Source organism: Ensifer adhaerens, from assembly GCF_002007205.1.
Lineage (GTDB): Bacteria > Pseudomonadota > Alphaproteobacteria > Rhizobiales > Rhizobiaceae > Ensifer > Ensifer adhaerens_D.
In genome coordinates this window covers 1,652,108-1,670,196 of sequence record NZ_LAZS01000005.1, presented here as the reverse complement: position 1 = coordinate 1,670,196, position 18,089 = coordinate 1,652,108, and the positions used below count along the sequence as shown (strand labels likewise).

The 18,089-nt window shown below is 63.3% G+C and carries 18 protein-coding genes; 7 read left to right on the top strand and 11 right to left on the bottom strand.

The window, feature by feature from the left end; translation table 11 throughout:
- Positions 1-41: 41 nt before the first annotated feature.
- Together XB14_RS12040 and XB14_RS12035 are read right to left on the bottom strand one after the other, a co-directional pair.
- A complete protein-coding gene (locus tag XB14_RS12040; protein ID WP_419178585.1) occupies positions 42-542 on the bottom strand; it encodes a hypothetical protein in 501 nt (166 codons plus the stop codon).
- Positions 543-547: 5 nt separating this feature from the next.
- Positions 548-1,108, bottom strand: coding sequence for a CGNR zinc finger domain-containing protein (locus XB14_RS12035; RefSeq protein WP_077961751.1), 561 nt, complete (start codon positions 1,106-1,108; stop codon positions 548-550).
- A gap of 67 nt (positions 1,109-1,175) precedes the next feature.
- On the opposite strand from XB14_RS12035, the gene XB14_RS12030 reads away from it, so the two are divergent.
- Entirely contained in the window at positions 1,176-2,072 is an 897-nt protein-coding gene (locus XB14_RS12030; protein WP_077961750.1) for a branched-chain amino acid ABC transporter permease, read from the top strand.
- 41 nt (positions 2,073-2,113) lie between these two features.
- On the opposite strand, the gene XB14_RS12025 is transcribed toward XB14_RS12030, so the two are convergent.
- From XB14_RS12025 to XB14_RS12005, 5 genes are all read right to left on the bottom strand, one after another.
- The gene (locus XB14_RS12025) at positions 2,114-2,581 is read right to left on the bottom strand and encodes a molybdenum cofactor biosynthesis protein MoaE (RefSeq protein WP_077961749.1); all 468 of its coding nucleotides are present in this window, start codon (positions 2,579-2,581) and stop codon (positions 2,114-2,116) included.
- Between the two features lie 4 nt (positions 2,582-2,585).
- Positions 2,586-2,846, bottom strand: coding sequence for a molybdopterin converting factor subunit 1 (gene moaD / locus XB14_RS12020; protein ID WP_034803865.1), 261 nt, complete (start codon positions 2,844-2,846; stop codon positions 2,586-2,588).
- Positions 2,843-3,430 carry a CDP-diacylglycerol--glycerol-3-phosphate 3-phosphatidyltransferase gene (pgsA, locus tag XB14_RS12015; protein ID WP_077961748.1) on the bottom strand — a complete coding sequence of 196 codons (588 nt, stop codon included), beginning with the start codon at positions 3,428-3,430 and terminating at the stop codon, positions 2,843-2,845. The genes moaD and pgsA overlap by 4 nt, the downstream gene beginning before the upstream one ends.
- 128 nt (positions 3,431-3,558) lie before the next feature.
- On the bottom strand, positions 3,559-5,583 hold the full coding sequence (gene uvrC / locus XB14_RS12010) for an excinuclease ABC subunit UvrC (protein WP_077961747.1): 2,025 nt from the start codon (positions 5,581-5,583) through the stop codon (positions 3,559-3,561).
- Positions 5,580-6,344, bottom strand: coding sequence for an SDR family oxidoreductase (locus XB14_RS12005; protein ID WP_077961746.1), 765 nt, complete (start codon positions 6,342-6,344; stop codon positions 5,580-5,582). Before XB14_RS12005 ends, uvrC begins: the two co-directional genes overlap by 4 nt.
- Before the next feature lie 368 nt (positions 6,345-6,712).
- Here XB14_RS12005 and XB14_RS12000 point away from each other — a divergent pair, with 368 nt between their 5' ends.
- Positions 6,713-7,351 (top strand): outer membrane protein, encoded by a 639-nt coding sequence (locus tag XB14_RS12000; protein WP_077961745.1) that lies wholly within the window; start codon positions 6,713-6,715, stop codon positions 7,349-7,351.
- A 60-nt stretch (positions 7,352-7,411) separates the two neighbouring features.
- Here the strand turns inward: XB14_RS12000 and XB14_RS11995 are convergent, their stop codons facing one another.
- Genes XB14_RS11995 through XB14_RS11980 form a run of 4 tightly spaced genes read right to left on the bottom strand, consistent with a single transcriptional unit; the run spans position 7,412 to position 10,142 of the window.
- On the bottom strand, positions 7,412-8,002 hold the full coding sequence (locus tag XB14_RS11995; protein WP_077961744.1) for a glutathione S-transferase: 591 nt from the start codon (positions 8,000-8,002) through the stop codon (positions 7,412-7,414).
- A 59-nt stretch (positions 8,003-8,061) separates the two neighbouring features.
- On the bottom strand, positions 8,062-8,778 hold the full coding sequence (locus tag XB14_RS11990; RefSeq protein WP_077961743.1) for a ribonuclease T2 family protein: 717 nt from the start codon (positions 8,776-8,778) through the stop codon (positions 8,062-8,064).
- Between the two features lie 2 nt (positions 8,779-8,780).
- The gene (locus XB14_RS11985; protein WP_077961742.1) at positions 8,781-9,221 is read right to left on the bottom strand and encodes a hypothetical protein; all 441 of its coding nucleotides are present in this window, start codon (positions 9,219-9,221) and stop codon (positions 8,781-8,783) included.
- A 51-nt stretch (positions 9,222-9,272) separates the two neighbouring features.
- Positions 9,273-10,142: a 23S rRNA (adenine(2030)-N(6))-methyltransferase RlmJ gene (locus XB14_RS11980; RefSeq protein ID WP_077961741.1), complete on the bottom strand. Its 870-nt coding sequence runs from the start codon at positions 10,140-10,142 to the stop codon at positions 9,273-9,275.
- 69 nt (positions 10,143-10,211) lie between these two features.
- Between XB14_RS11980 and XB14_RS11975 the strand changes: the two genes are divergently transcribed.
- From XB14_RS11975 to XB14_RS11955, 5 genes are all read left to right on the top strand, one after another.
- On the top strand, positions 10,212-12,347 hold the full coding sequence (locus tag XB14_RS11975) for a molybdopterin-containing oxidoreductase family protein (protein WP_077961740.1): 2,136 nt from the start codon (positions 10,212-10,214) through the stop codon (positions 12,345-12,347).
- 32 nt (positions 12,348-12,379) lie between these two features.
- Positions 12,380-13,273, top strand: coding sequence for a cation diffusion facilitator family transporter (locus XB14_RS11970; RefSeq protein ID WP_077961739.1), 894 nt, complete (start codon positions 12,380-12,382; stop codon positions 13,271-13,273).
- Between the two features lie 43 nt (positions 13,274-13,316).
- Complete coding sequence (locus XB14_RS11965) at positions 13,317-13,913, top strand: NUDIX domain-containing protein (RefSeq protein ID WP_077961738.1); 597 nt, start codon at positions 13,317-13,319, stop codon at positions 13,911-13,913.
- Between the two features lie 103 nt (positions 13,914-14,016).
- Positions 14,017-16,626: a bifunctional lysylphosphatidylglycerol flippase/synthetase MprF gene (gene mprF, locus XB14_RS11960; protein ID WP_077961737.1), complete on the top strand. Its 2,610-nt coding sequence runs from the start codon at positions 14,017-14,019 to the stop codon at positions 16,624-16,626.
- Positions 16,623-18,008 (top strand): virulence factor family protein, encoded by a 1,386-nt coding sequence (locus XB14_RS11955; RefSeq protein WP_077961736.1) that lies wholly within the window; start codon positions 16,623-16,625, stop codon positions 18,006-18,008. The genes mprF and XB14_RS11955 overlap by 4 nt, the downstream gene beginning before the upstream one ends.
- The last annotated feature ends 81 nt before the right edge of the window (positions 18,009-18,089 follow it).

Sequence of the window (18,089 nt, the reverse complement as noted above, 5' to 3'; positions counted from 1 at the left end):
ATGACTTGGACTTGAACCGGAGCGGAAACGCTCCGGTTTTTTCATATCGGGCACGTCGCCGTCTCAAAACGTTCGGGCGCCTTGCCGCCCCTGAAAACCTCGGGGTTCTTGTCGTAGGCCGGCCCTTCGACCAGCGGCTTCGCCGGCAGGATATCCTGGTCGATATCAGAGACTACCGTGGTCTCCAGTTTCTGCAGCGTTTCGCCGGCAGGCCCTTTCACCTCAATCGTCACCGCATAGGGTCTATCCTTTTTCACGCAGGTCAGATCGGGGCTTTCCAGCACCACTCGGTCGAGTTTTGGAAAGAGCTTGCGCGTTAGCGTGAACGGCTTGCCGCCCACCGGGTTCTCGAAGGTGGCGAGAACGACGCTGCCTTCGGGCACGGGCTCTGTTTTCTGAAGGGTGATCGTGTAGACCGCATAGGCGAGGCGGTAGTTGAAGACGAACATCTTGCCCGTCAGCTTCAACGGATCAGGGCCGGTCTCGCGCTGGCAGCCGGCGACGGCAAGTGCAATCGTCACTGCGGCCAATAGCCCAATCATCTTCGTCATCGCACCACATCCTCCTTGTTGCGATGGTAGTAGAGTCTCGCCTTGTTGCGGTTGCCGCAGACGGCCATGTCGCACCAGGTCCGGCTGCGATTGCGGCTGCGGTCGAGAAACAGCCAGCCGCAATTCGGGCAAATCTTCAGCCGGTCGGGCTCTGGGTTGGCGGCAAGCGTGAGTGCCGATTGCGCCGTCGCCGTGTCGAGCGGAAGCAGGCCGGCTCCGTGCTTCGGTCCGCGCAGGACGCCGGCGATCGCTTCGAGCAGGTCCGCCAGAAATTCAGGCCGTCCCGTGTCCGATATCTCGGCGCGAAAATGCCGGTCGGTTGCTTCGCGCAGCCGCAGCAGCCCCGCGCGGCGCTCCGGTGAAACAGGCGCCAGCGCGCCGAAGCGCGCACTTTCCGCACCGAAGCGGTTGGCCGCTTCCGCAAAAGTGTCGATCGCGGCACCGTCGGCAAAGCGGTCGATCCGGCGTTCGGGGTCGAAGCGCAGGATGATCGAATTGGCGACATCCAGCGCCAGGGCGCCGCCGGCAAATCGATGGGCTGTCCAGGTGAAGGTCATGCGAAAATCCTAACTGGCAAAATTGATTTTACCAGTTATATTGATCTTGTCACGCTCCGGATGCGCCATGCTCTATTTTCTGCAGCAGCTCGCCAACGCCGTTCCCGTCGCAGCGCTCTACGCGGCGCTCGCCTTTGGCTATGCCATCGCCTTTGCCGTGACGCGCCGCGCCGATCTTACCTATGGCGCACTCTTTGCGTTTGCCGGCCAGACCTTCGTGCTGTTTGCGGATTTCGGCTGGAACCGGCTGTGGCTGGTCATGCCGGCTGCCCTTGGCCTCGGCGCTGCCGCGGCCCTGAGCTTCGGCCTTGGCGCCGGGCTCGTGGCGGGACGATATGTCATGCGCCCGCTTGCCTTTTCCTCGGCCAATACCGTCGTCGTCGCCTCGCTCGGCTGCCTGCTGGTTCTGATGGAAACGGCGCGCCTGGCGTCGGAGACGCGCAGCCTTTGGCTGCCGCCTTTTCTCAATGCCAATGTCGTCTTCTGGGATGATCCGAGCTTCCCGGTGACCCTGACCGTGATCCAGCTCGGAAACACGGCGCTGATGGCGGCACTGGTTGCGGCCGGGCACTGGTTCCTGACGCATTCGCGGGCAGGGCGGTTCTGGCGGGCGGTGTCGGAAGACCGAGGCGCGGCGGCGCTCTGCGGGGTCGATGCCGCGACCGTCTACATCGTCGCCTATGGCGCTGCATCCTTGATCGCCGCCCTCTGCGGCATTCTCGCTGCGTCCTATTACGGCAATATGGATTTCGGCACGGGGCTGACCTTCGGCGTCAAGGTGCTCTTCATCGCCGCAATAGGCGGCCAGGCCTCGCCCCTCTACGCTGCCTTAGGCGCTGCCGGGATCGGCCTGCTCGAAACGCTGTGGAGCGCCTACGGGCCGATCCTCTGGCGCGATTTCGTGATCTTCGGCTTTCTGGTGATCGTGCTTGCGGTGACGCGCAAGGAGAAGGTCATTCCCTGACGAGGGGCAACGCGAATGTGAGCTTCCGCCCACAAGCCGCGCTACTTCGGCGACCAGCGGTCCCGTGCCGTATCGTCGGCATCCTTGGCACTGACCCAGCCACCGGTGGTGCCGTCGCCCAGGTGTTCCTTCTTCCAGAAGGGAGCGGACGTCTTCAGGAAATCCATGATGAAGTTGGCGCCGTCGAAGGCGGCCTGCCGGTGGCGCGACGCGGTGACGACGAGCACGATGTTTTCGCCCGGCATGATCTTGCCGTAACGATGAATGGCCGTTGCAGCCTGGAGCGAAAAGCGTTCGACCGCTTCGCGGCAGATGCGCTCGATCTCCGCCTCGGCCATGCCAGGATAATGCTCGAGTTCGAGCGCCGCCAATGTGCCCGCTTCGTCGCGGCAGAGCCCGGAAAAGGTGGCGACGGCGCCGATGTCGGCGCGTCCTGACGAAAGCTTCGCCACTTCGCTGTTGAGGTCGAAGTCTTCGCGCTGGACGCGCACGATGACCGGCGCGCTCATGGCCTCAGCCGCCCGTCATCGGCGGAAACAGGGCAATCTCCCGGGCGCCGGCGATCGGCTCCTTGTGGTCGACATGTTCCTGGTTGATGGCCGCCCGGATGACGTTTTCATGTTCGAGCGCCGCCTCGTATTCCTCACCGAGCGTCTTCAGGTGCTGAAGCAGATCGGCAATGGTGACGACGCCGGCGGGAAGGTCGAGCGTTTCCTCACCCTTGCCGATGCGTTCGCGCACCCAGGAGAAATAGACGAGGTTGACGGTGCTCATTCGTTGACCACGTGCTTGAGGCCGGCGCGGAAATAATCATAGCCCGTATAGAGCGTGATCGCGGCGGCGATCCAGAGCAGCACGATACCAGCCTCGGTCGTGTAGGGCAAAATCTTGTCGCCGGCGGGGCCGGCCAGCAGGAAGACGATCGCCACCATCTGGATCGTCGTCTTCCATTTGGCGATGCGGGTGACGGGCACGCTGACCTTCAGCGCCGCGAGGTATTCGCGGAGACCCGAGACCAGGATTTCGCGGCAGAGAATGATGATCGCCGCCCAGATCGACCAGCCGGCAATCGTGCCGTCGGCAGCGACCAGCAGCAGGATCGAGGCGACCAGCAGCTTGTCGGCGATCGGATCGAGCATCTTGCCGATGTTCGACGTCTGCTTCCAGATGCGCGCGAGGTAGCCGTCGAAGAAGTCGGTGATCGACGCGATGGCAAAGAGCGTGACCGCCGTCCAGCGCGCGAAGTCCGAACTGTGCAGCCGTCCTTCGACGAAGAAGCAAAGGACGATCAGCGGCACGATCAGGATTCGGAAGTAGGTGAGCAGGTTCGGGATGCTGTAGGCGACGGGCGTGGGCATGGATTCGTGTTCTCTGGTTCGTCAGGTACAGAATGACTTTGCTGGCCTGAGGTCAACAGGTCATCGTCGGCAACTGTCATATTTGCCCTATTGCATGTGAACGCCCGGTGAATTGTGACGCCCGGTTGTCATTTCGCTGCATCGTCGTGGAAATGTTCGTAGACCAGCCGCGCCACCGTTTCGGAAATGCCGGCGACGGCCATGAGGTCGTTGATGCCGGCGCGCGAGACGGCTTTCGCGGTGCCGAAATGCGTGAGCAGCGCCCGCTTGCGCGTCGGTCCGATGCCGGCGATCTCGTCGAGCGGGTTCTTGACCATCTCTTTCTTGCGGCGGGCCCGATGCGAGCCGATCGCGAAACGGTGCGCCTCGTCGCGCAGCCGTTGGATGAAGTAGAGCACCGGATCGCGCGGAGGCAGCGTGAAGCTGTCGCGGCCGAGCGCGAAGAAGCGCTCGCGCCCGGCATCGCGGTCGACGCCCTTGGCGACACCGATCGCGGTGACGCAGTCTTCCACGTCCAATTCCTTGAGAATGGCGCGCACCGCAGTCATCTGCCCCTGGCCGCCGTCGATCAGGATGACATCGGGCCAGGCGGGGAAGGCGGCATCTTCTGCCGCTTCGGCGCTCCGGTCTGGCTTGCCCTCTTCCTTCAGCAGTCGCGAGAACCGCCGCGTCATCACCTCCCGCATCATGCCGAAGTCGTCGCCGGGCGTGATGTCCGTCGATTTGATGTTGAACTTGCGGTACTGGCCTTTGACGAAACCTTCCGGCCCCGCCACCACCATGCCGCCGACGGCATTGGTCCCCATGATGTGGGAGTTGTCGTAGATCTCGATGCGGCGCGGCGTGCGCTCCAGCTTGAACGTTTCCGAGAAACCTTCGAGCAGACGCGACTGCGACGCGGTTTCCGCCAGCTTGCGGCCGTGGGCTTCGCGCGCATTGGCAAGCGCATGGTCGACGAGATCCTTCTTCTCGCCGCGCTGCGGCACCTGGATCGCGACCTTGTAGCCGGATTTTTCGCTCAGCGCCTGGCCGAGCAGTTCCTGCTCTTCCACCGCCTCGCAAAGCAGGATCTGCCGGGGACAGGGCTTGTCGTCATAGAACTGGGCGAGGAATTGCGAAAGCACTTCGGCTGTCGGCAGCGACGGATCGGCCTTCGGGAAATAGGCGCGGTTGCCCCAGTTCTGCCCGGTGCGGAAGAAGAACACCTGGATGCAGGAAATGCCACCCTCGTGATGGATCGCGAAGACATCCGCTTCCTCGACACCAGAGGGGTTGATGCCCTGGTGGCTCTGGACGTGGCTCAGCGCGGCCAGGCGGTCGCGGTAGAGCGCCGCCCTTTCGAAGTCGAGGTTCTCGGCTGCCTCGCCCATGGCGGCGGCGATCGTCGCTTTTACCGCCTGGCTCTTGCCTGAAAGGAAGTCCTTGGCCTCCTGTACCAGCTCCGCATAACCCTGATCGCTGATTTCGCCAGTGCACGGGGCGGAACAGCGCTTGATTTGGTAGAGCAGACAGGGCCGCGTGCGGGTCTCAAAGACGCTGTCGGTGCAGGTCCGGAGCAAAAAAGCGCGCTGCAGGGAATTGATCGTGCGGCCGACCGCGCCTGCCGACGCGAAGGGACCGAAAAAGTCGCCCTTGCGGCTGCGCGCGCCGCGATGCTTGTAGAGCGCCGGCGCCCGGCTGTCGCCCGTCACCAGGATGTAAGGAAACGACTTGTCGTCGCGTAGAAGCACGTTGAATCGCGGCCGAAGCCGTTTGATCAGGTTCGCTTCGAGCAGCAGCGCCTCGATCTCGGTGCGCGTCGTCACGAACTCCATGTTCGCCGTTTCGCGCACCATGCGCGCGATGCGGTTGGAGTGGCCGCGTCCCTGGGCATAGTTGCTCACGCGCTTCCTCAGGCTGCGCGCCTTGCCGACATAGAGGACGTCGCCGGCCTCGTTGAACATGCGGTAGACGCCGGGGCCGTTCGGCAGCAGCTTGACGAAAGCCTGGATCAACTCCGCGCCTTTCAGACCCTCTGTCTCCGAATGGTTCTCGTTCCATTCGACGGCGGGCGTCGCGCTTTCGCTTTCCGGCACCTCGATCAGGTCGTCATCGTCTTCCGCTTCGCTGCCGTCATACAGGATGCCGCCGTCGTTCGGCACGCGTCCATTCATTCCACTATCTCCCTGATGTCGGGCGTTTCCCAAGCGAGGTGCTGGCCCCCGTCGAGCGCGATCATCTGTCCGGTTATCGACGGCGTGTCGAACAGGAAGCGGATCGTCCGTCCGAATTCGTCGAGCGTCGGTCCGCGCTTCAAGATCAGCGCATCGACCTGCGCCTCAAAATCCTTGAGGTCCTGCCGTTCGTTCGGCAAGGTCGGTCCGGGGCCGATGCCGTTGACGCGGATCCGCGGGGCGAGCGCCTGTGCCATCGTCCGGGTTGCCGTCCAAAGCGCCGACTTGGACAACATATAGGAATAAAAGCGCGGATTGGGAGCCCAGACGCGCTGGTCGATCACATTGATGACGAGTCCGTTGGCGTCGGCCGGAAGCTGCGTGGCGAAATCGCGCGCGAGTAGGGACGGGGCCTTCACATGCAGGGCGAAATGCTGGTCCCAGATTTGTTCGTCGAAGGCATCGAGGCTGTCCTTCTTGAACAAGGATGCATTGTTGACGAGCAGGTCGATCGGTCCCAGCGCCGCGGTCGCGCGTCCGATCAGTGCCGATGTCGCGCCCGTATCCGTGAGGTCGGCGCGAATCGCGACGGCATTCTTGCCTGCTTTCACCAGAGCTTCGGCCAGGGCCTGTGCTTCGTCAAATGAGGCGTCGGCGTGAATGGCGACGGCAAAGCCATGGGCGGCGAGGTCCTCCACTATAGCTTTGCCGATCCGCTTGGCGCCCCCGGTTACGAGTGCCGCCTTCAGTGCTTTCTTCAACGTTTCATCCCGCTTTTTCGAATCTTCGCGTCAGAGGACGAAGATATAGGCAAGAAACGCGGGGCTGAAACACTCCCTGACGATTCCTTGCCCAAAAATTAATGGAATTGGCGTAAATTGTATTATTTTGCGTGCTTATAGTATAACTTTCGTTAATCTTGAATTATGGTTAACAATTCTCCTGTGGCGCCAAAGCAACATCAAACTTTGGGCGCGTTTGTGCCACCAAAATTTCACATTTTGGCTCTTGTGAATCCGCATTTGCTGGCCAATTTCAGCACAACCGGGCGGGTTAGTTAAAAGTTGCCCGATGTTTCACTGCGGGACCCCAAGCCCGCGGCACATCGGGACGATAAAGGAGAATGTTAATGCGTACGCTCACCACCACCCTCATGGCTTCGGCTATGACCCTCATCGCCTTCCAGGCCGCCCAGGCTGCAGACGCGATCGACGAAGTTCCGGCAGCTCCGCAGGCCGAATACACCGAGCCGGCAGCCAAGAACTGGTCGGGCGCCTACGTCGGTGGTACCGCCGATTGGAAGCATGGCCAGCACGATGCGACCGGCAGCAACACCGCAGCCGGCTTCGGCGGCGGCCTCTATGGCGGCTACAACGTTCAGGACGGCCAGATGGTATACGGCGGCGAAGCCGACATCGGCTACTCCGGCCAGGATTCGACCAAGGGCAACCTGCGCATGAAGCAGGGCGTCAACGGCTCGCTCCGCGGCCGCGTCGGTGTCGATCTGAACCCGGTCCTCGTCTACGGTACCGCAGGTCTCGCCGTCGGCCAGACCAAGGGCACCGTCGGCGGCGCTTCCGACAAGAACACCATGGTCGGCTGGACAGCAGGCGTCGGTGCTGAAACCTTCGTCACCGACAACATCACCGCACGCGTCGAGTACCGTTACACGGACTACGGCTCGAAGGACTTCCGCATGGGCAGCACCAAGGTCTCGTCCGGCTACGACGAGCACGCTGTCAAAGTCGGTATGGGCGTGAAGTTCTGATCGGCTTCTGCCGGATCAAAGAAAAGGCCGGGGAGACCCGGCCTTTTTTGTGTCTGCACGTTAGGCCTTGAACTTGGGGTAATCCGGGAAGTGTTTTTCGAACTTCGCCGGCCAGTTCTTCAGCTTGGCGCGGCCCTTCTGCCATTCGCCGGCAAACCGCAGTTCGATGTAGCGCAGCATCGCCGCCAGCGCGAAATGACCGGCGTGCAGCTTGGCCCCGGTCTTCGGGAGGTTGTCGTTCAAGTAGTCGAGGCTGCGCTCGACCTTTTCCCATTGCCGATCGATCCAGGGCTGATGCACCTTTTCCGGCGGATGCGAGCGCTTCTCGTAAACGATCGCCAGCAGGCTATCGCAGACACCGTCGCAGAGCGCTTCGAGCAGTTCGACATCGGTGCGCTTTTCGGCATTCCTCGGATAGAGCCTGCCCTTGGTTTCCCGGTCGATGAAATGCATGATCGTACGGCTGTCGTAGAGTGCCCGTCCGTCGCCAAGGATCAGCGTCGGGATCTTGCCGAGCGGGTTGTTGTCGATCAGTTCCGCAGGGTTGGCGTTGGTGTCGGTCAGCACGCTTTCAGCTTTGTAGTCCGCGTAATGCGCCGCCATGCGAACCTTGTTCGAATAGGGCGAGGCGGGCGAGTACAAGATCTTCATCGAACGTCTTCTTTCCAGGATTGTTTCTGAGCCAGCATATTCAGGTCCCTATCGGTCGGCTAGGGCGCCGGGGGCAACGACACGGTGTCCTTTCGGCACGCCTGGCGATCGACCGCCGGGCAGGCGCGGAAGTTCAGCGACTTGTCGAAACAGACCCGGATCTCTTCGAGCCGATTGCCTTCGCAGGTCACGGCGACCGCATCCTTCGTCATTCCAGGGTTTTGGGCGACGAGCGCATCTTCCATGGCGGCGACACGCAGACCTCTCTCCTGCCGGGATGGTGCGAGTTCCGCCGGCAGCGTGAGCCGCTCCCGGGCCGCACGTGTCACGGCGAAGTAATCCTCCTGGCTGAGGCCGGAACAGGTCCCGTGCTTGCGCCATTGATGGCCAATCAGGCCGATGGAGGGGATGAGATCGAGATATTGCTTGCCGAGCGACGACGGCACGCGATCGGATTGTCGCGTCGGGCAGAAGTCCGGGTAACCCTTTTCGTTCTGCGGCCAGAGGCCATGCACGATCAGACCGCGGTTGCCGCCGATTTCGCACTGGCTCGATTTTCCCTTGGGGTCATTGTCGCCGCACCAGGTCGGCGACCAGGAGAGCGAGAGCACGTAGAAATCGAAACCGCTGCCGACCGGCACCGTAACGGCCGCCTTCGTGGCTTGCGTTCCCGTCGCCGCCGGCGCCTTTTCAGTGTTCTGATCGCTGCAGCCAACGAGGGCTGCGGCAACGAAAAGCGCCGGCAGAAGCCGGCGCGTTTTCCGGAATGATCTCATGATTAACGGAGCGAGGCGCAGTAGGCGCCGTAGACATACCAGGGATCGAGGCCGCCGACGCAGAACTCGATGCTTCTGCCGACGCCGGCAAAGCCCCAGGGGCGTTCGATGAGGTAATAGAGTGCCCGCTGTTCGCCGTCGGTCATGACGGCGGTTGCGTAGCAGTATTCGCGCTCGACGAGATGCGTCTCGTCGCGGAACTCCTGCCGGCTCTGTCCCATGTTGCGGATTTCGGCGATCGAGAGATTGGCATGCAGGTAATTTGCATCCCGATACTCGAACCGGGAGGTGATGAAGCCGAGAACCGAAGCCTCGCCGCAGACCCCGGCATTGTAAGTTCGTGCCTGGCCATTGCCGATATAGTCGGCAGCAATGGCGCCCGGCGCGGTGGCGCCGGCGAGGGAAAGCGAAATGAGAAGCGTGGCGGCGAGCGTGCGAGTCATGGGCGTCTCCCTATGTCGTCACACGAGATTGCGGTGCGTCGCGCCCGTCCGTCAAGCCCCTCGGTCTGTCTGTTCTTCTCCGCGCAGCCAGAAGCAGCGGCTGGACGCGAAACGATCCTGGCCCAGCCGGGTTTTCAAGAACGGCAAGAGCGCGTCGAGCTCGCTCTTCAGCGTGAAGGGCGGATTGACGATGATGAGACCGGAGCCGGAAAGCCCGGTGGTTTCCCGGTCGCTTCGGACCGAGAGTTCGGCGCAGAGCATCTTCGGAATGGCGAGCGCCTTCAGCGCCTCATGGAAGGCCTTGATCGGCGCGCCCTGCTTCAAGGGATACCACAGGCAATAGACGCCACCGGCAAAGCGGCGATAGCCGCGCGCGAGACCATCGGCGAGGCGGTCGTATTCACCCTCCTTCTCGAAGGGCGGGTCGACGAGGATGAGTCCCCGCTTTTCCTTCGGCGGCAGATGCGCACCGAGCGCCAGCCAGCCGTCGAGCTCGGTGACCCGGCTCTGGAAATCGCCGTCGAAAAGCCGGTGCAGCGTTTCGTAGTCGTCCGGATGCAGCTCCATTGCCGAAAGCCGGTCCTGCGGACGGAAGAGCATGCGCGCGAGCTTAGGCGAGCCGGGATAGAGCGTCAGCTCGGAGCCGGCGTTCAGCGCGCGGATGGAGGAGAGGTAGGGGGCGAGGATCGCCGCGATCTCCGGCGGCAATTCGCTGTCGAGCAACCGGCCGACGCCGTCACGCCATTCGCCGGTCTTCTGCGCCTCTTCGCTGGAGAGGTCGTAGAGCCCGATGCCCGCATGGGTATCGAGAACGCGGAACGCCTTCTCCTTCTGCTGAAGATAGGTGACGAGCCGTGCCAGCACCGCGTGCTTCAGGACGTCGGCAAAATTGCCCGCGTGGTAGATGTGCCGATAGTTCATGAGCGCCGCCGATGGCTGTGATCAATAGTTGCGATGGGTGGGCGATTGGCTCTTTGAGCCGAATTGCCGATGCCATATAGAAAAGCCATGAACGTTGCGACCCCCATCAAGATAGAAAAAACGATCGGCCACTCGGTCTGTCCGCATGACTGTCCCTCGGCCTGCGCCCTGGAAGTGGACCTTACCGCCGAAGGGCGGATCGGTCGCGTGCGCGGCGCCTCCACCAATACCTACACCGCCGGCGTGATTTGCGCCAAGGTGGCGCGCTATTCCGAGCGCATCTACCATCCGGACCGGCTGATGGTGCCGAAGCGCCGCAAGGGCGCCAAGGGCGAGGGCGGCTGGCAGGAGGTGGGCTGGGAAGCGGCGCTCGACGAGATCGCCGACCAGTTCGTCCGCGCCGAGCAGAAATACGGCGCAGAGACCGTGTGGCCATACTTCTACGCGGGCACCATGGGCCAGGTTCAGCGCGATTCTATCGAGCGGCTGCGTCACGCCAAGCGCTATTCCGGCTTCTTCGGCTCGATCTGCACCAACATGGCCTGGACCGGCTTCACCATGGCGACCGGCGCGTTGCGCGGCCCGGACCCGCGCGAGATGGCCAAGTCCGATTGCGTGGTGATCTGGGGCACGAACGCGGTTGCGACCCAGGTCAACGTGATGACCCATGCGGTGAAAGCCCGCAAGGACCGCGGCGCCAAGATCGTCGTCATCGACATCTACGACAATCCGACGGTCAAACAGGCCGACATGGGGCTGGTGCTGAAGCCGGGCACCGATGCGGCGCTTGCCTGTGCCGTGATGCATATCGCCTTTCGCGACGGCTATGCCGACCGCGCCTATATGGCGGACTTCGCCGACGATCCGGTCGGGCTTGAAGCGCATCTGAAGTCACGCGGCCCGGAATGGGCGTCCGCCATTACAGGACTTTCGGTCGAGGAGATCGAAGCCTTCGCCAGGCTCGTCGGCACGACGCCGCGCACCTACTTTCGCCTCGGATACGGTTTTACCCGCCAGCGCAACGGCTCGGTCGCGATCCATGCTGCCGCTTCCGTCGCGACCGTGCTCGGCTCGTGGAAACACGAGGGCGGCGGCGCCTTTCATTCCAACAACGATATCTTCAAGCTCGACAAGCGCGAACTCATCGGCTCGGCCTTCCATGATCCGGATGTGCGTATGCTCGACCAATCGCAGATCGGCCGGGTGCTGACGGGCGACGCCGAGGCGCTGCGCCATCGCGGGCCGGTGACGGCGATGCTGATCCAGAACACCAATCCGGTGAACGTCGCGCCGGAGCAGCGCCTGGTGAAGCGTGGCTTCCTGCGTGACGACCTGTTCGTTGCCGTGCACGAGCAGTTCATGACGGACACGGCTGCGGTTGCCGACATCGTGCTGCCGGCCACCATGTTCCTCGAACATGACGATCTCTATCGCGGCGGCGGCCACCAGCACATCCTCATCGGTCCCAAGGTCGTGGAGCCGCCCTCGACCGTGCGCACCAATCTCTTCGTGATCGAGGAGCTCGCCAGGCGCCTGGGCGTTGCCGACCATGCCGGTTTCGGCCTGACGGAGCGTGAGCACATCGACCGACTGCTCGCCAACTACGGAATCGGCTACGAGGAGATGAAGGGCCAGAAGTGGCTCGACTGTCAGCCCGCCTTCGAGGAGGCGCACTATCTCAACGGTTTCGGCCATCCGGACGGCAAATTCCGCTTCAAACCGGACTGGACCGGCACGCCGGCAGCGAACCGGCCGCCGCGCTCTATGGGCATGCAAGGACCGTACGCAGCACTGCCGGAGTTTCCTGACCATGTCGACCTCATCGAGGTGGCGGACGCCAAGCATCCGTTCCGGCTCGCGACTTCCCCGGCTCGATCCTTCCTCAACTCGACCTTTGCCGAGACGCCATCCTCGATCCAGAAGGAAGTGCGCCCGGAAGTCATGGTTCATGCGGAGGATGCCGCAGCGCTTGGCATAGCTGACGGCGACATCGTCCAGCTCGGCAACGAACGCGGCGAAGTGCGTCTGCATGCGAAGATCGGCAGCGGCGCGCGGCGCGGCGTGGTCATTGCCGAGGGCCTGTGGCCAAATGGCGCCCATCTCGACGGGGAGGGCATCAACGTGCTCACCGGTGCCGATGCGGTTGCGCCCTATGGCGGCGCTGCCTTCCACGACAACAGGGTCTGGGTAAGGTTGGCGCGCTAAGTCAGGTTGTAGAACGGCAGACGGAACCTTCCATGAGCGGCGACCACCACCATGCAGATGTGAGCAGCACGCCGGTTTCGCGGCTCTGGGCCTCGCTTGGCCTGACCGGCGGTTTCATGCTGGCCGAGGTCATAGGCGGCATCCTGACCGGCAGCCTGGCGCTGATCTCCGATGCCATGCACATGCTGACCGATACGGCAGCCCTTGCGATCGCGCTCGTCGCCATTCATGTCGGGCGCCGCCCGTCGGACCTCTTGCGCACCTATGGCTACGCGCGCTTCGAGATCCTGGCCGCCGCCTTCAACGCGCTGCTCTTGCTCGGTGTCGCCTTCTACATCCTCTATGAGGCCTGGAAGCGGCTGTCCGAGCCGCAGGAGATCCAGTCCGGCGGCATGCTGGTGATCGCCGTCATCGGCCTGCTCGTCAACCTCGCCTCGATGCGGCTGCTCACCAGCCGCAAGGACGAGAGCCTCAACGTCAAGGGCGCCTATCTCGAAGTCTGGTCGGACATGCTGGGCTCGCTCGCCGTCATCGTCGGCGCGGTGGTCATCTGGCTGACCGGTTGGCAATGGGTGGATTCGCTGCTCGCCGTCGGCATCGGCTTCATGGTCTTTCCGCGCACCTGGGTGCTGCTCAAGGAATGCGTCAACATCCTGCTTGAAGGCGTGCCGCCGGGCATGCGTCTTGCCGATGTGCACGCGACGATTGCCGCCGTTCCCGGCGTCGCCTCCGTACACGACCTACACCTCTGGGCGATCACCCAGAGCCAGCCGTCCTTGACCGCCCATGCGGTGCTTGCCGATGGCGCCGATGCCGAAGCCGTGCGCCGGGCGATCGAAGAACGGTTGCGCGAGAGTTTCGACCTGCATCACACGACGCTGCAGATGGAGCGTGAAGACCGCGCGGCAACGGAACATATCCACTGATGGCTGAAATGGCGGGATCGCACTCGCCGGAGAAGGAAGCTGCATGAGCACCCACCATGACCCACGCGTCAGGATCGTCGGCCGCCGCACGCTGTGGAAGGGCTTCGCGCACCTGGAGGAGGTGACGTTCGAACAGCAGATGTCCGATGGCGCGACCGTGACGCTGAAGCGGGAGGTCCACGATCATGGCAATGCGGCGACCATCCTGCTCGTCGATGCCAGGCGGCAAAGCGTCATCCTGGTGCGGCAGTTCCGCCTTCCCGTGCTGCTTCAGGGCGACCCGGCCTATCTGATCGAGGCGGCCGCGGGGCTCCTCGACGGCGATACCCCGGAAGAAGCGATTTGCCGCGAGGCGCTGGAGGAAACCGGCTACCACGTCCAGGACGTCATCCACCTCTTCGATATCTATATGAGCCCGGGCGCGCTGACCGAGCGCACGAGCTTCTTTGCCGGCCATATCGACGCCACCGAGAAGCGCGGCGACGGCGGGGGGCTTGCGCATGAGGGCGAGGACATCGAAGTTCTGGAAATCCCCTTCGACGAAGCCGTTGCAATGATCGCGACCGGCGAGATCTGCGATGCCAAGACGGTCATGCTCTTGCAGTGGGCGCAGCTCAACCGGCAGCAACTGTTTGCCTAAGGGCTTGTTTTATAAGAGTATAATTTATTACCGATATTTCACTTTTTGATCCGTATCGGGTAAGCTAAAGCGCTGATGTCCTCATTACCGACATGGGCGCTTCATGACATCCTCCCTACCGGAACGTGCAACCGACGACGAGCAGCAGGTGGAGGGAGGCTGGTTCTCCTTCCTGCGTCGCAATCGCCGTTATCTATCGGCTGCCGGTACGCTCTTCGTAATCGCGCTTTTCGGCTTTGCGATCTTTCACCTGACGTCCGAAGTCCAGTACGACGAGGTCGTCCAGGCATTGGCGGATACCAGTTGGATCTCCGTCGCGGCGGCGGTGTTCTTCACTGCGTTGAGCTTCCTCGCGCTCACCTTCTATGACGTCAGCGCGCTTGATTACGTCAAGCGAAAGCTGCCCTATGCCGACGTGGCGCTGACGGCGGCCTCGGCCTATGCGGTCGGCAACACCGCGGGGTTCGGGGCGCTCAGTGGCGGCGCCATCCGCTACCGTTCCTATTCGCGCCTCGGCATCGAGCCTGAAAACATCGCCCGCATCATCGCTTTCGTGACGCTCGCCTTTGGGCTCGGGCTTTTGACGGTGACCTGCCTCAGCCTGCTTGCCGTCGGCGAGTATGTGGCGCCGATGACCGGGATGGATCCCCTGGTATTGCGCGTGATCGCGGCCGTGATCCTCGGCGGTCTGTTCACCATGTTCTTTCTTGCCCGTAACGGGCGCGAGGTCAGCATCGGGCGTCTGACGCTTCGGCTGCCGGATTCTCGCACCGTTTCGCGCCAGTTCCTGGTGACGGCGCTCGATCTCGCCGCCTCGGCGACGGTCCTCTATGTCCTTCTGCCCGCGGGCACGATCGGCTGGCCGGCCTTCCTAGCGGTCTATTCGTTGGCCGTCGGCGTCGGTGTCTTGAGCCACGTTCCGGCCGGCCTCGGCGTCTTCGAGACGATCATCATCGCGACGCTCGGCCACAACGCCGATGTCGACACGATTCTCGGCGCGCTGGTGCTCTACCGCGTGATCTATCACGTGCTGCCGCTGGTCATCGCGATCGCCGTCGTCATGGGTATCGAGCTCCGCCAGCTGTCGGGCCATCCGGTCGCATCGAGCGTACGCCGTATCGGCGGCCGCATGACGCCGCTGCTGCTGGCGACGCTCGGCATCGTGCTTGCGATCATGCTCGTCCTTTCGAGCGTTACCCCGACGCCCGACGAAAATCTTGCCTTCCTCGAAGGCCTGCTGCCGCTGCCCATCGTCGAAGGCGCACACTTCCTTGCCAGTCTGCTCGGCCTCGCGCTCGTCGTCGTCTCGCGCGGATTGGCGCTGAGACTCGACGGAGCCTGGTGGGCCTCGATCGTGATCGCGGTCGCCGCACTCCTGCTGTCGCTGATCAAGGCGATCGCCGTCGTGGAGGCGGGTATGCTCGCCTTCTTCCTCGTCGGGCTCCTCGTCAGCCGTCGCCTGTTCGTGCGCCCGGCCTCGCTCTTCGGGCAGGCGTTGACGGTGCCGTGGCTGACGGCGCTCGGGGTCATCTGCCTGGGCGCACTGGTCGTGCTGCTCTTCGTCTACCGCGATGTCGAATACAGCCACGAGCTCTGGTGGCAGTTCGAATTCTCCGCAGAGGCGCCCCGAGGCCTGCGTGCGCTTCTCGGCGTCACGATTGGGGCGAGCATGCTCGCGATCTGGAGCTTGATGCGCCCGGCAACAGGAACCGCCGAGCCCGCGTCCGAGGATGCGATGGAGCGGGCGCTTTCGATCGTCGAGGCACAGGACATGTCCGACGCCAACCTGGTGCGCATGGGCGACAAGAGCCTGCTGTTTTCCGCCGACGGCCGTGCCTTCATCATGTATGGCCAGCGGGCCCGTTCCTGGATCGCCCTTTTTGATCCTGTCGGCCCGATCGATGCCTGGCCGGAACTCATCTGGCACTTCATCGAGAAGGCGCGCGCGGCCGGCTGCCGGGCTGTCTTCTACCAGGTCTCGCCCCAAGGGCTTGCCTACTATGCCGATGCCGGGCTGCGGGCCTTCAGGCTCGGTGAACTCGCGCGCGTCGATCTTGCTCGCTTCGAAATGAAGGGGGGCAAATGGGCGAACCTGCGTCAGCAGGTGAGCCGCGCCCAGCGCGACGGGCTCGAATTCCGTGTCGTGCCGCCCGGAAATGTTTCCGACGTCATGGACGATCTGACGGCGGTGTCCGATGCTTGGCTCGCGCACCACAATGCTAAGGAGAAGGGTTTCTCGCTTGGTGCCTTCGATCCCGAATATCTTCGCGAGCAGCCGGTGGCGATCCTCACCTGGAACGGGCGCACGGTCGCCTTCGCCAACATTTTGGTGACGGCGACCAAGGAGGAGGGGACCGTCGATCTCATGCGCTTCTCGCCGGATGCGCCAAAGGGGGCCATGGATTTTCTCTTCGCCCAGGTGATGGAGTATCTGAAGGGGGAAGGGTACCGCGCTTTCAATCTCGGCATGGCGCCGCTGTCCGGCATGTCCACGCGCCAGATCGCGCCGGTGTGGGACCGGGCCGGCCGCACCTTCTTCGAACACGGCGAGCGCTTCTACAACTTCAAAGGTCTTCGCGCCTTCAAGTCGAAGTTTCATCCGCAATGGCAACCGCGCTACCTTGTCGCCAGCGGCGGCATCAATCCGATCCTCGCCCTGATGGATGCGACATTCCTGATCGGCGGCGGTCTCAAGGGAGTGGTGAAGAAATGATCCGTGTCGCGAACGTCTGGAAATACCTCGCCTCGGCGGTACTGCTGCTGTCAGCCTCCACGCACCCAGCGTCCGCAGAAGACGCGCCGAAGGCCTATGACACCGGGATGATCCCGTCGCCGCGCATCATGGCTCCGAAGGAGAAGGCGGCGGCACTCGTCGTGCTGCTGTCGGACGCCGCCGGCTGGACGAACAAGGAGCAGGCGATCGCCGATACGCTCACCGGTGACAGGACCGTCGTCATCGGCATCGACCTGAAGGCCTATCTGGCCTCGCTCGCCAAGGATGACGGCGACTGCATTTACATGGTCTCGGACATCGAATCGCTCAGCCAGCAGGTGCAGCGTGCGGTCGGCACGGACGCCTACCAGCTGCCGGTCGTCGCGGGCGTCGGTGCCGGGGGCGCACTGGCGCTGGCCATCGCCGCCCAGACGCCGCCGGCAACCATCGGCCAAACACTTGCGATTGATCCGGAGGAGGGGATCGCGCTTGAGAAACAGCTCTGCACCCCGGCCGAAAAGGGGAAAAAGAGCGGCCGCATGGTCTATGGCCTGACCGACGGGCCGTTGCCGGACCCGGTCTCCGTCGTCTTTTCGCCAGCCGCGTCTGCGGACGGGCGCGCCCATGTGGCGGCGCTCGTCGCCAAACATGCGGACATCGAGCAGGAGGACAGCGAAGACGACGCCTACTCGGCGCTGTCCGACCACCTCTCGGATATCATCGACAGCGAGCGCGACGCCGGCAATCCGTTCGGCCTGCCCTTGACCATCCTTGAGGCAAAACCAACCCGTGACACGATGGCGGTGATCTATTCCGGTGACGGTGGCTGGCGCGACATCGACAAGGAAGTCGGCGACGTGCTGCAGCGCGAGGGTGTCCCGGTCGTCGGCTTCGATTCCCTGCATTACTTCTGGTCGGAGCGCGATCCGCAGGTGACGGCGGACGACCTTGCCAAGGTGATGAGCTACTACCGCAAGCACTGGAACGTGCGAAACGTGCTCCTTATCGGCTATTCCTTCGGTGCCGATGTCCTGCCGCGAACCTTCAACCTGCTGCCCGCAGGCGAAAAGGCCCATGTTCGCCAGGTGACGCTGATGGCCCTGTCGCACATGGTCGACTACAAGGTCTCGGTGCTGGGCTGGCTGGGGGCTGCGGGCGACGGCAAGGGCGGCGATCCGCTCGACGACATCAAGCGCATCGATCCGGCGCTGGTGCAATGCATCTACGGCACCGACGAAGAGGACGATGCCTGCCCTGAACTGAAGGGCACCGGCGTCGACGTCATCGGGATCGACGGCGGCCACCACTTCGACGAGGATTATCCGGCGCTGACGCGGCGCGTGCTCGAGGCGCTCGACCGGCGGCTGGCGTCTGCGAAGTGAGTGTTCAGTGTGACGCCACCCCCCTCTGCCCTGCCGGGCATCTCCCCCACACGGGGGGAGATCGGCTGGGGCGCGGTCTTC

What these genes read in the sequence shown, in the direction of transcription:
- XB14_RS11985 (WP_077961742.1), bottom strand. Translation starts at nt 9,221, where the DNA reads ATGACTCGCACGCTCGCCGCCACGCTTCTCATTTCGCTTTCCCTCGCC.
- XB14_RS11965 (WP_077961738.1), top strand. Translation starts at nt 13,317, where the DNA reads ATGAGCACCCACCATGACCCACGCGTCAGGATCGTCGGCCGCCGCACG.
- XB14_RS12040 (WP_419178585.1), bottom strand. Translation starts at nt 542, where the DNA reads ATGATTGGGCTATTGGCCGCAGTGACGATTGCACTTGCCGTCGCCGGC.
- moaD (WP_034803865.1), bottom strand. Translation starts at nt 2,846, where the DNA reads ATGAGCACCGTCAACCTCGTCTATTTCTCCTGGGTGCGCGAACGCATC.
- XB14_RS12025 (WP_077961749.1), bottom strand. Translation starts at nt 2,581, where the DNA reads ATGAGCGCGCCGGTCATCGTGCGCGTCCAGCGCGAAGACTTCGACCTC.
- XB14_RS12000 (WP_077961745.1), top strand. Translation starts at nt 6,713, where the DNA reads ATGCGTACGCTCACCACCACCCTCATGGCTTCGGCTATGACCCTCATC.
- XB14_RS11995 (WP_077961744.1), bottom strand. Translation starts at nt 8,002, where the DNA reads ATGAAGATCTTGTACTCGCCCGCCTCGCCCTATTCGAACAAGGTTCGC.
- XB14_RS11955 (WP_077961736.1), top strand. Translation starts at nt 16,623, where the DNA reads ATGATCCGTGTCGCGAACGTCTGGAAATACCTCGCCTCGGCGGTACTG.
- XB14_RS12030 (WP_077961750.1), top strand. Translation starts at nt 1,176, where the DNA reads ATGCTCTATTTTCTGCAGCAGCTCGCCAACGCCGTTCCCGTCGCAGCG.
- XB14_RS11975 (WP_077961740.1), top strand. Translation starts at nt 10,212, where the DNA reads ATGCCATATAGAAAAGCCATGAACGTTGCGACCCCCATCAAGATAGAA.
- mprF (WP_077961737.1), top strand. Translation starts at nt 14,017, where the DNA reads ATGACATCCTCCCTACCGGAACGTGCAACCGACGACGAGCAGCAGGTG.
- XB14_RS11990 (WP_077961743.1), bottom strand. Translation starts at nt 8,778, where the DNA reads ATGAGATCATTCCGGAAAACGCGCCGGCTTCTGCCGGCGCTTTTCGTT.
- uvrC (WP_077961747.1), bottom strand. Translation starts at nt 5,583, where the DNA reads ATGAATGGACGCGTGCCGAACGACGGCGGCATCCTGTATGACGGCAGC.
- XB14_RS11970 (WP_077961739.1), top strand. Translation starts at nt 12,380, where the DNA reads ATGAGCGGCGACCACCACCATGCAGATGTGAGCAGCACGCCGGTTTCG.
- XB14_RS11980 (WP_077961741.1), bottom strand. Translation starts at nt 10,142, where the DNA reads ATGAACTATCGGCACATCTACCACGCGGGCAATTTTGCCGACGTCCTG.
- XB14_RS12035 (WP_077961751.1), bottom strand. Translation starts at nt 1,108, where the DNA reads ATGACCTTCACCTGGACAGCCCATCGATTTGCCGGCGGCGCCCTGGCG.
- pgsA (WP_077961748.1), bottom strand. Translation starts at nt 3,430, where the DNA reads ATGCCCACGCCCGTCGCCTACAGCATCCCGAACCTGCTCACCTACTTC.